Source organism: Vibrio ishigakensis (assembly GCF_024347675.1).
Classification (GTDB): Bacteria; Pseudomonadota; Gammaproteobacteria; order Enterobacterales; family Vibrionaceae; genus Vibrio; species Vibrio ishigakensis.
This window is the reverse complement of record NZ_AP024882.1, coordinates 1,035,143-1,047,093: the sequence shown is the minus strand read 5'-3', so window position 1 is coordinate 1,047,093 and position 11,951 is coordinate 1,035,143. Positions and strand designations below refer to the sequence as shown.

11 protein-coding genes are annotated in these 11,951 nt (G+C 35.0%); all 11 read right to left on the bottom strand.

Annotation, left to right across the window (positions count from 1 at the left end):
* Position 1: 1 nt before the first annotated feature.
* Entirely contained in the window at positions 2–508 is a 507-nt protein-coding gene (locus tag Pcarn_RS18585) for an acyltransferase (RefSeq protein WP_261835813.1), read from the bottom strand.
* A 37-nt stretch (positions 509–545) separates the two neighbouring features.
* Entirely contained in the window at positions 546–1,349 is an 804-nt protein-coding gene (locus Pcarn_RS18580) for a glycosyltransferase family 2 protein (RefSeq protein WP_261835812.1), read from the bottom strand.
* A 2-nt stretch (positions 1,350–1,351) separates the two neighbouring features.
* On the bottom strand, positions 1,352–2,440 hold the full coding sequence (locus Pcarn_RS18575; RefSeq protein WP_261835811.1) for a glycosyltransferase: 1,089 nt from the start codon (positions 2,438–2,440) through the stop codon (positions 1,352–1,354).
* A 78-nt stretch (positions 2,441–2,518) separates the two neighbouring features.
* Positions 2,519–3,559, bottom strand: coding sequence for an EpsG family protein (locus tag Pcarn_RS18570; protein WP_261835810.1), 1,041 nt, complete (start codon positions 3,557–3,559; stop codon positions 2,519–2,521).
* A gap of 27 nt (positions 3,560–3,586) precedes the next feature.
* Positions 3,587–4,543 carry a glycosyltransferase family 2 protein gene (locus tag Pcarn_RS18565; RefSeq protein WP_261835809.1) on the bottom strand — a complete coding sequence of 319 codons (957 nt, stop codon included), beginning with the start codon at positions 4,541–4,543 and terminating at the stop codon, positions 3,587–3,589.
* A gap of 5 nt (positions 4,544–4,548) precedes the next feature.
* Positions 4,549–5,469, bottom strand: coding sequence for a glycosyl transferase (locus Pcarn_RS18560; RefSeq protein ID WP_261835808.1), 921 nt, complete (start codon positions 5,467–5,469; stop codon positions 4,549–4,551).
* Between the two features lie 27 nt (positions 5,470–5,496).
* Positions 5,497–6,432 (bottom strand): sulfotransferase family protein, encoded by a 936-nt coding sequence (locus tag Pcarn_RS18555; protein WP_261835807.1) that lies wholly within the window; start codon positions 6,430–6,432, stop codon positions 5,497–5,499.
* 110 nt (positions 6,433–6,542) lie between these two features.
* Complete coding sequence (locus Pcarn_RS18550) at positions 6,543–7,232, bottom strand: SGNH/GDSL hydrolase family protein (protein WP_261835806.1); 690 nt, start codon at positions 7,230–7,232, stop codon at positions 6,543–6,545.
* 17 nt (positions 7,233–7,249) lie between these two features.
* Entirely contained in the window at positions 7,250–8,545 is a 1,296-nt protein-coding gene (locus Pcarn_RS18545) for a flippase (RefSeq protein ID WP_261835805.1), read from the bottom strand.
* 125 nt (positions 8,546–8,670) lie between these two features.
* Entirely contained in the window at positions 8,671–9,444 is a 774-nt protein-coding gene (locus tag Pcarn_RS18540; RefSeq protein ID WP_261835804.1) for a sulfotransferase domain-containing protein, read from the bottom strand.
* A gap of 304 nt (positions 9,445–9,748) precedes the next feature.
* Complete coding sequence (locus tag Pcarn_RS18535) at positions 9,749–11,932, bottom strand: polysaccharide biosynthesis tyrosine autokinase (protein WP_261835803.1); 2,184 nt, start codon at positions 11,930–11,932, stop codon at positions 9,749–9,751.
* Positions 11,933–11,951: the final 19 nt, after the last annotated feature.

Genomic DNA, 11,951 nt, shown 5'->3' with positions numbered 1-11,951 from the left:
GCTAAACCTTAATCCACTTATCTTTCTCTTGATCGTATCGTTTAATAATTTTTGCAGGGTTACCCGCAATGACCGCAAAACTTGGGAACTTACCTCTAACCACAGAGTTAGCACCAACTACACACTGCTCACCCAGAATCGTGCCAGGTAAAATAACTGCTCCATAGCCAATAAATGAATTCCTGCCTATGCTAACTTCTTTGATTTCGTGAGGTTGCTCCATAATGTGCTGACCAATTATTGAGTATGAATGATCTGTATCTGAGATAAAAACATTCGCGGATAAAGTAGTATTCTCAGAAATATATATGCAATTACTAGAGATCATGTGCAGATTATGACCTATTGACGTATTAGAACCTACTAAGACTCTACCACCTAATGACTCAATTCTGCAGTTCGGAAATATCCTAACATGAGAGTCAAAATATAGATTTCTGTGCCCGGAAATAAACATAGGTTTACCCAAATAACTAAAATATCCGAACTTTCCAAAGCGAACTTTCATAAGAAGAGCTCTTAGCATCCATAAAAGCTTAATCAATTTAATCTTTGAAAACAAAAATCAACTTCCTTCTATAGTATTTAATTTTGGCGAATAATAGTGATGCTAGATATATTAACGTAGGAACATTATTATTAACTCTAGCAAATTTTATGTTGCTAATCTCGCCAGCGTGCATTTTATCAATATTCCTAGATAATCCAGAATCACCGAAACCTGTTTTTTCACCACCATCATAGATAACAACTTGTTCATTGATAAGCACGAGATCGTTAAATTTCAACAACTCAAAATAGAATCTTCCTTCTTCGGCATGTGTTTGCATTTCATAAAACCCCCCGAATTTAAGTATTGTGTCTCGCCTAACAATAATCGTAGAAGTCTGAAAGTAATTCTTGAATAACTGTTGCCCCACCGAAACTAGCCTGAATGGTTTGGAGTATTGTTGCCTTAGAGGGAAGTGATAACCACCAATTAAATCAAAATCGCTACCTTCAATAATATCCAGTTGATTACGAGTTTTGTTTGGTAGCCATTCATCGTCACAGTCTAAAAATGCAACATAATCAGACGTCGCATTCAATATTCCAAGATTCCTTGCACAAGAAACACCTGAGTTTTCTTGGCTAAGAATACGAATATTTAAGGTTGAGGTCTTTTTAAATTCTTCGACCTTCTCAACCGAATCATCTGAGCTGCCATCGTTAACTATTACAACTTCTTTAAATCGGAAAGTTTGATTTTCAATTGATCTTAGAGCTCTAACAATGGTTCTTGAACCATTGTATAGGGGTATAATTGCACTTATATTTATATCAAGTTCCTTATTTACCCTTGAATTCATTATTAACGTTTCCTTTGACAATTGCCTATTAATTCAATCCAGATTGGTCCTATCTCATTAATGCTATAACTGTCACATTTTGAAAGTGCAGCTCGACTCATATTTGAATAAACATGCTCGTCTTCAACCAAAGAATACAGCTGTTTTGTAAACTCATATTTATCTTTTACTAGAAAGCCATTAATTCGATTATCAATTATTTCACCTGGCCCAAATGGGCAGTCGTTAGAGATGATGGGTAAACCTACAGAAAATGCTTCAAGAAAAGACATTGGAAATGCTTCAGTTTCGGAGTAACAGAGATATATAGAAGCGTTCATGATCTCTGCTTGCAAATCATTATGAAAACCTCTCAGAAACACATGGTTTTCGAGATCATTCTCGATAATTATTTTCTCAAGCCTACCTCTAAGAGAACCTTCACCATAAATATCTAATTTCCAATCATTGTGCACTTTAAAGAATTGACTAAGTGCAGGAATAAGATCTTGATATCCTTTGACAGGTTCTAATCGACCGATCGAGACTAACCTCTTGTAGTTTAGAGATGAAGAAAAAATAGGTATATAGCTTACAGGGTTCCTTATCAAGTATACTTTGCTTTTGTTAAGAAAAGAATTATAAATTTCCTTATCTTGCTTTGTTAGTAAAACCACGTATTCGCAACTATTAAATAGGACTTTCCTTAAGAACCGCACTAACTTTCCGTGTGCGTAGTATTGGGAGTGTTCAGCTGCAATAAACTTAATTTTTCTATCAAAAATTTTTCTAAATCCTAATATACAGCTTATATTCGTTAAAGTAGAAATCACGATTTCGTCATTTCTAATTTTTAGCTTTAATATTAACATAATTAAAACTAGATAATTTTTAAGCCTAGAAGATAAAGTTTCGTTTTTATATTCTGAATCGCACAAATACTCAACTTCAATGTTATCTGGTAAGCTATAGCTAATATTTTTATTACTTTTAAATACGGATACTATTTTAACGTGAATTTCTTGTTGATAAAAATAGGATGCCAAAATAGATACTACTCTTTCTATCCCTCCTTTTAGAGTTATATCAAGAGTAACTAGAGTTATTTTCATTAACTAACCAACCTGCAGGGTAATAAATAAATTTAATTTCGTTCAAGGGGTTTACAACACTACCTAAACTGTAATTATCTAGAAAAGGTCAGTTGATAACGAGTAATTATATAAGGGATTGTTTGTATATGTTAATAATCTTATAATAGCCCAAGCCAATATAATTAATGAACCGTAAATTTTCTGTCGTTCATTGTGTATCTCTTCAATTAAACGAGCCATCAAAACCCCCTCAATTATAAAATAATAAGAACTTAACCTTACACCTATATCAGGATAAAAGTAATACAAGCCCAAATATAAAATAAAGCCAATCATGTAAATGTCGAAAATACTTATAAAGGCTGCACTTGCATGACGAACTTTAATAAACCACATTATTATCATTATAGGAATCAGGCGTTTTATAGTCCCTATAATATAGTTTTGAATATTAGAGACATTGTAGTGTTCAGAAAAATATAAATTCCCGCCCCTTATATTCGACTCAGACAAATAATTTACAAATATATGACTGAAGAGATGAAAAATAGCCAATAAAATAACCAAACCTAAATAAGGTATCGCTCTTCTTGTAAAAGATGGAGACAATATAAAATAAGCCGGAATTACACATAACGCAACTTTGTGAAACGACGCTGCAACAAAAACCAAAGACAGAAATGCTAAATACTTGCCTTTCGTAGCTGTATAAAACGCCAGTAATACGACAGATAAGGCGATTCCTTGTCGTAATCCGCTATGGTTAAAATATTGATACAAATCACAAAATATGATTATAAAAGCGATGATTGGATATATAGTAAACTTGTATGCACTAAAAAAATAGAAAAATAAACTGATACCGGCAACTACGAACAATAGACCATTAAAGTGTTGCCCAAAAATAAAGAATGACAGCTCATTTAGATAGTTATATCCAAACTCGAATAAATCAAGTTGATAGATAAATGCATAGTAATAACTATAGTGGTCGTTACCCAAAACTCCTCGCAACGAACTAAAAATCAGTACGACTAAAAGACAATATATAGTTGTTACTAAACGTTCGTTTGCAGTACCCCTCAACTGCACGAGAGATAAAGAAGCCATTATTCCAAAAATTAAATAATACGACATTTAATTACTTTAGTTGTTATATATTTTCTAAGAATGATTCTGAATGTTATCTTGTCGTTTAGGGAGATAGGATAGTTTTCTAGATATATATATAATTACAAAAGCAATCTTATATAGGTTAATTTTAGAAAATGATTTGCTCAATTTAATAATCTTATCTTCACTATAACTATTCAGGCATGGATTATTTTCTATCAGTTCATTTAGTCTATCCGGGTTAAATTTCAAAACTAACTGTATTAGATACAACGCGTAACTATCAAATTTGGAGTTTGTAAATGTCCTATATCGACTATTCCAAAAAGACAACATCGAGTCAAAGTCGAGTCTTTTATTCGCTGGTCTATGTGATTCTGTGTATATCGACGTAGCAAAACCGCCATAAACAACTTTTAAATCGGATAGAATTAGATCATACAAAAACTGATAGTCTTGATGCCTTCTCAAAGATTCATCAAACTTTACACTACGAACAACTTCCTTTGTAAAAAAGAAACTATTTGTTTGTGGGGGGCAGTCGAGAATAAGATCGACAGCAGTCGCATTTTTCTGATCTATTTTTCTACTTGATACTTTGTTTAAATTCCCGCAGACAGATTCAATGTAAAAGTCTGAATATAAAAAGTCTCCACCACTATCTTCTAGATAGTACATGGATTTCTCAAGATGGTTATTTAGCCAATAATCATCAGCATCCAAAAGCGCAATATATTTATTCTGACATTTAGAGATACCAAAATTCCGGCTATAAGCTCCATTTCGGTTCACTTCATTACGGTAGTAATTAAGTTTAACTTCTCCAAAGTCAATCGTTGACAGTATACATTTTAAATCAGCACTATCGCTAGAAAAGTCATCTATTAAAACAATTTCTTTTGGTAATAGTGTCTGTTTCAAAATGCTTTCCAAGCACTTCTTAATTCGTTGCGAATCATTGTAGTATGGGACAACAACGGAAATACAATTCAGATTGACAGTACTCACGATAGTTAATTCTCTTCCTTTATTTTCTCTAATACTTTATATTTAGAGTAGACAGCCTCTAATTGCCTGTCATTCCCACTATCCTCTACATTATCTATTGCCAAAGCTATATCTTGTGAATGAACAATAGAAATATATCTATCCCAGTAATTTCTAGTATCATTTACTTTTTTTGATTTAGTTCCATTTACAATTAACATTGCATGGAACCAAATATCATCTGCATTAGGACAAATATTAAGAAAAACTTCATGTTCAAGAACTTCACTAGAGAAGCAACCTGCCGGGAATAATGTGCCTGCGCCAGAAGTCAGAAATGTTGTAAAACTTGGCTCTGTATCCACTTTTACACTCAGATCCCATTTTCCATAAGGTAGAGGTTTTCCGTTTTCATCAAATTTAATTGAATGTGCACGATGACCTACAACACTTTTCGGATATTTAACATGCTCTCTAAGCAACATTTCTATCGTATCGTGAGGATAGAGTATATCATCATCTATAGTAATGATATTTGCGTTAGGGAACAATTTCATAGTTGGAATAAGTTTTTTGTAAGAACGGTAATTTTCACAAAACCGTATTTCGAGACCTCTATCTTTCTGTTTCTTAAGAATTAATGGAATAGTCTCAATATTGAATTCATTTTTATCTAGCCACAATATTATTCTATTTGGTTTTTTTGTCTGTTTTGCTATTGACTCGATAACTAGATGAACATCATGTATACGTTTAGAATAAGTGGTCAAACTAACAACCAATTCCGTACTACCTATTCTATCATCTATTATTTGTTCGGTACTGCTCATTGCGGTTTGATTTAATTGGCTCATTCCTATATTAAGCTTAACCAGTTTTTCCCAATTATTTATTAAATAGCTAAGTTTTTTGAGAAGAGCTATTATTGATATCAATTTGTTCTTCATAATTCTTCCGAGATGCACAATACTGGTTTACAACACTCTATCTATTTCACTTTTAATTATCTTAATCTGTGCGGAATTTAATTCTTTTTTACCTTTACCTATTGAGTTCGTTGTAATTGGTTTATTTACGTTGCTGTGGTGTTTATGCCAACCAACGTCTCCCAGACCTTTATTCAATTGAATGGTCTCATCTCTAAACTCATAGCCAAATTGTTCATGCACTTTGTTTAGAAATTTTTTTGGATTCGAAACTAGAGACTCGTATCTTAACTCAATAAACATATTGTTATCTAATCTCGCTTTATGACGATTCCAGGCAAGTTTGCTCATTGACCACCGTTTAGCTGCTACACTAGGACTGTTGTATATTCCCGCCTTTACGTAGGAATTACATACATCAAATGGGTCTCTTTCGATATATATATACTTTGCGTTAGGCCAAACACTTTTTATTAGCCCTAAACACATAGTGTTGATTGGCGTTTTGTCACCAACATAACGGAATTCAAAACCATGCTTTATGCCAATCCAACGATATAACTGGTAATAAAGTTCGCCTACGGTTTGTTTTTGTTCAGGCCAACTTTTTGCAGAGATAGCAAATTCATTTAAATTTGCCAACTCAAAGGTCTTAAATTCCTCATTGAATTGCAGTATGCTTAGAAGGAAATCAACTTTTCTATTCCAACCAAACCCGTTTATGCAAGAGTCAGCGCTTATAACCTCGTTCAAAACATATGTTTCTGGCGGAATATAAATAGGAAAATTTTCCATCAGTAACTTTCTAAGAATCGTATTTCCTGATCTTCCACTACCAACGATAAATAGAATTTCTTCGTTACTACTTTGAGTCAATTTGGAAAATAGTGTCTTAATTATCATGTGAATCTTAGTTATCCTAACATGCATTCTCTGAAGGTTAGGGTGACATTTCTTGTATTGGTCTATTTTTTCTTTTAACATTTTTATTTAGCTTAACTGGCATGCCTAGGTATATTTTTTATACATAGATATTTAGTAATGTTAACCTCAAAGTTGGGTCTACGACTCAAAAAATCATAACTTAAGCAGCGCTATAGATAATTTGTAATGCTATCAATGAGCATTTCAGCATATACGTCTTGGTTATAGTGGTGATCAGTTGGATCCGGATTCAATAGTTTACTTTTTACTGTCCCATCAATTCCTAGCGACAAACTATCCAAACTCAAGTAGGCTATCTTTTTTGATTCACAATAGTAAGCTATTTTTTCATTAAACTTTAAAGTCAACTCTGTACGGTCTTTTTGTGTAGTTTTGACACTTCGTCTTAAATTAGCTACATCACCCCATTCTTGATTATCAGTTATAGTTGGTAATGGCGCACTTATACAAATAACGTTATTCTTTGTACTAACTAAGTAATCCAAAAAAGAAATATAATTATCAACGGCTTGCTCTAATGTAAAATCAATATCAACCTTATTTTTCTCAGCCCGATACCAAATCACAAAGCCAGTGTCAACTTCACCTAGGTTCACAATGATAGTTTTAGCTTTTGAGTTAGATATTGCATCTTTAAAAATAGGCAAAGCTTGCGTTTTTGAATTTGGATTTATCAAACCAGAAACTGTCGCCCCCCCTACTGAACAAACATTAAAATATTTATTTAAGTATTTAGACTGTATTTTTTGGTGTCTAAACACTTCAACATGAGAATCTCCAATAACAAGTACTTCATCACAAAATATACTTCTCAGCTTAGTAAAAATCTTTCTATACATCTTGTTTACCAACAAATTTATTTAAGAACAAACCAAGTTTTCAGTCCCGTAATATTTCTTGTTTTAACTGCCAACGTAGTGTTAAGAAACACTAAGCAAATAGATACAGAATAAGCACCACCAAGGGCGCCGAAATGCGGTAAAAGTATAGTTAACAAAATCACATTTAGTAATAGCGTAATTATAATGAATTTCAGCGTTTCCTTTTCATTGCCTGTCATATTTAGCACAAGCCCCACTGAACCCATGCAAACTCCACAAAGTTGGCCTATACAAAGTACTATCAGAATTGGGTATGCCGGTAAATACTCACTTCCGAACAAGAAATCTATAGCAGTGTCTCCAAAAACTAAAAGAAATAATATAATAGGCAGTGAAATTAGTGTACTTAAACGAACACTTTTTGTAAGTAGTTGTTGTGTACTTACTAGGTCGCCTTTTTTATAAAGACGCGCTACATTTGGCATAATAACGGTGTTGATCGCTGTTAAAGCTAAAGACACAAGCAGAATTGCTTGCATAGCAACCTTAAAATAGCCGACATGCTCATGGCCCACTATGTAACCTATAAGAACACTAACTATTTCCGTATTCAACGTACCAATAAATGCTAACATCGTGAAAGGCAATAGAGCTTTGTGCCAGCTCCTGATCTCATACTTTGCTTCACTAACCCTAGCTTTATGTTTGATAGCCCTAACTATGAATTTGTAGCTACAAAGCAATCCTACAAGAGATGAAAATACTGTGATTGACAACAACTCTCCAGCTTTAATATCGACCTTATAAAACAAAATGATAAGACATAGAGAAATTAAAGTTATAAAAGGAGTTATTATTTGACTTGGAAGCTGTGCAAGTATTGGGCACCTGAAACCATTAAGAATCGCGCTTTGCTGAGTTAATAAACCTCTTATTGGCACAAGAAAAACACCAATAATGATTAAACTGCTAACTATAGTATCAAAAAACCCCGTGTAAATTCCTAAAAGAAGTATCACTATTGTAAGTATGGATAGAGTAAATACATACAAGCGAGACCATTTTATTACACCGTGTAATCTAGACCAATTTTTTTCTAATTGGTAATTTGCAACTTCTCTCGTTAACAGATTTGGTAAACCAGCGACTATTGGAAGAGTAGATACAGTGATTATCGAAAGTATATAACTATATAGACCAAATTGTTCAGGACCTAAATAGCGCGCATAGATAACCCCAGCACCTACAGCTATAGTTTTACTTATCAGCATAACACCGAATGTTCCGAAAAATTTCTTATAGATCGGAACGTGTTGTTTTACATCATTCATACTAATTAGAGCAAGTAGTTATATTAAACTGCTGCTATCTTCCAACCTTCTATTTTATATTATACTTTTAATATAGCTTATTAATTATAAATAATTTGGTACTTCTTTAAAACTTACGTTATAAATCAATCAACAAAAAAGTTTTCCCATTGAGTTCCCTTAAATTTATCTTTGAGGTCGTCATAATTAACTATTACTTCTCTTAAAGTTTGATTATTTTGCTTCTTTAATAAAGTACCTGTTTTGCACTCTTCAACTTTCAAAAATTCAAATATACGATTCATCTCTTCATCAGTTTGACTGACAAGATCTTCATAATAAACTTTATATATTTTACCTTCGAAATCTTGATAACCTTTGCTTTCTTGACCAGTTGTATTTTCAAAGTCAGATTTCAATTCATCAAATGTGAAAGTTACACTATTCTTTGTTTTTTTAATGTCTTTAGTTTGAGCCCAAACGTTACTTTGTCCCGCGATTTTTCTTGATACTGCCACCTCTAGTAAATTTTTCCTGCAAAGCTGAACCACTTTTAGTTTACTATTATTTTTTAATTCATCCCACAACTTACTCTCGGGCATATCAAGTGGTTGATAGTAAAATATTTTAAATCCAGACGCTTTAATATTTGGTGATTGTTTTCCATGTATATCTCTTAATTTTTTATTATAATCTATTCCATTTAGCCTATTGAATATTTCTCCCTCAGCTCTTATATTCGGGTGAGAATCTAGCCTAGATATTAGCATATTGGAACCTGTACGCGAGCGTGTTAAAACAATAAATTGAGTATAATCCTCACTACCGAACACATTAAAAATCTTATATTTTATTTTATTAAAGTTTCTTTTTATTTTATTTATCATATTTATAATTAACTCACTTAAAAACTGTTTCATTATTACAGGAGAATTGTTTCTTGATTTTTATTGCCTCTGCCATCGCTGCCTGAGACACTTTTCATTCATTTTGAGACAGTCCGTTGCAGACAATCCCTTGTAAAGCCTTGGTTTTGCTACTTTTGCAAAAAGTGCCCCAATAGGTTCTTCTAACGGGCACTAAAAAGGCTAATTAGAGAAAGTCTCTATTTAGCCTTTGTCGTTATTGAGCTAAACAACGTATCTGACTGCTTAGCCAGATCCTAGATATTTGCATTGCTAATTCCGGGATGACGTTAAGTAGGACAACTATTTCTGTGCCAACTTATTCGCTCTTATAAGAGTAATTGTAGTAGCCATAGGTGTAATAGCTTGAAGCTGTCTTCTCTACTGCGTTTAGGATTACACCTTTAGTTTCGATGCCAGCTTGTTCTAAGCGGTCGATTGAAACTTCAATCTCTTTTGGAGCTGTCTTCGCGAAACGCGTGATCATCAGTGTAGTTCCTGCTTGGCGCCCCACGATTGCTGCGTCTGTTACCGCTAGTACCGGTGGTGTATCGATAATTACAATGTCGTAGTTCTCGCTCGCCCACTCGCACAATTCTGTAAAGCGTTTGTGCATCAGAAGCTCGGACGGATTCGGCGGAGTTTTACCTTTTGCAATAAAGTCTAGGTTCTCTACCTGTCCTGAGTTAATTACTTCGTTGATCTCGTTGTCATTAACTAAGTAATCAGAGAGGCCGTTGTCGTGATCCAGTTTAACACCGCGTCCCAAGTGGCCTTTACGCATGTCTGCATCAATCAGAAGTACTTTTTGGCCAGCACTTGCGATGATGCTTGCAAAGTTTGCTGAAACGAACGACTTACCGATTGCTGGAGATGGGCCAGTAATCATAATGATGTTGTTCTTCGCTTCCATCATGGCAAAGTGAAGACTGGTTCGGAGTGAACGGAAGGCCTCTACTGATAGATCTGCTGGGTTTACGCTAGAAAGTAGCATCTCTTCTGCAGACACCAGTTTCTTACGAGAACGATTCTTCGCTAGTTGGCGGTCGATCTTCTCTTGCTGGGCAGACTTTGGAATCGTTGCGTAAACAGGAATGCCAAGCTCTTCGATTTGATCTGGGTTTTCAATACCGCGGTGGAAAGCAGCTCGAAGTAGCACGAATGCAACACTCAGCATGCCACCGAGAAGCGTAGCTAGTACTGCAATCAGAGGCTTCTTAGGTTTAACTGGTGCGCTATATGATTCGGCGCCATCAAGAATACGAACGTTACCTACAGTACTTGCTTTAACAATCGCTAGCTCTTGAGACTTATTTAGAAGCTGAAGATAAATTTGTTGGTTCACTTCAACATCACGAGTTAGACGAAGTACTTCACGCTGAGTCTTTGGAAGTTGCTTAATTTGACCTTCAAGGCGGCGCTTTTGAGCTTCTAGTGTTTTACGCTTTTCGAGCACAGCAACATAAGCAGGGTGTTGCTTCGTAAAGCGCTGAGCAAGCTCACTTTCTTTAAAGGTTAACTCGTTCAGTTGTGCTTCAAGCTCAACCATTACTTTAAGTGTTGATTGTGCTTCTAGCCCAAGGTCAACAGATTCATTGTCCTGGCGATACTTGTTTAGTGCATCTTCATTCGCTGTCAGCTCAGCTTTGATTTCAGGCAATTTTTCCTGAAGAAATTCAAGGCTATTTTCTGCTTCTGCTGCATTACGGTCAACGTTTTGTAGGAAGTAGTTGTTCGCGATGTCGTTAAGAAGGTCGATAATTTGCGCTTTGTTCTCACCCTCAAAACCAAAAGAGAGAATACCTGATTGTTTGCCACGCTCTGAAACTGAAAGCGAGCCGTTCAACCATTGGATGGCATCTAATTTAGAGCGTTTGCCTAGACCATACTCTTGGCCTTGCTTGCCCACAAGTTGAGACACAAACAGCAAAAACTCACCATTTTCTGAACGAGCCAACTCCCCTACTTTGCCTTTCAGTACCAATTGGTCATCTGAGTTGGTAAGAGAAAACGCACCGGTAGTTGGATCATCCAAAGTAATTTGGTAACCCCCAGTTAGCGCGTAATCAGGGATATCAAAACGCTCAACCTTGATGAAAGCCTCTTCGCCCATTCGCTGAGCAAGGCCTTTACCAATAACTGGTAGGTATTTAGGAGAGGCAACAATAGTAAGGTTGAATTTATCTACGGTTTTACCAAGTACCATACGAGACTTGATGATCTCAATCTCAGTAGATGCTTGTGATTCTTGAGCAAACATCTCACCCAAGCCTTCACTTAGTGCTGGGAAGCCTGATGTTTTCTGCTCAACCTGAACCAGCGCATCCGCTTTATAGATAGGGGTAGCTAATAAAGCGTAGGTAACGCCGATAACGGCAAAAATAAAGGTGGTGCAAATAATAATCCATTTACCATCTAACAAAAGACCAAGCAGTTTACCTAGGTCTATTACATCTGGCTGTGGGGGTTGCTGTGTACGATTAGGACGGTTGTTTTGGGTCATGGATTTAATAAATTCAGTA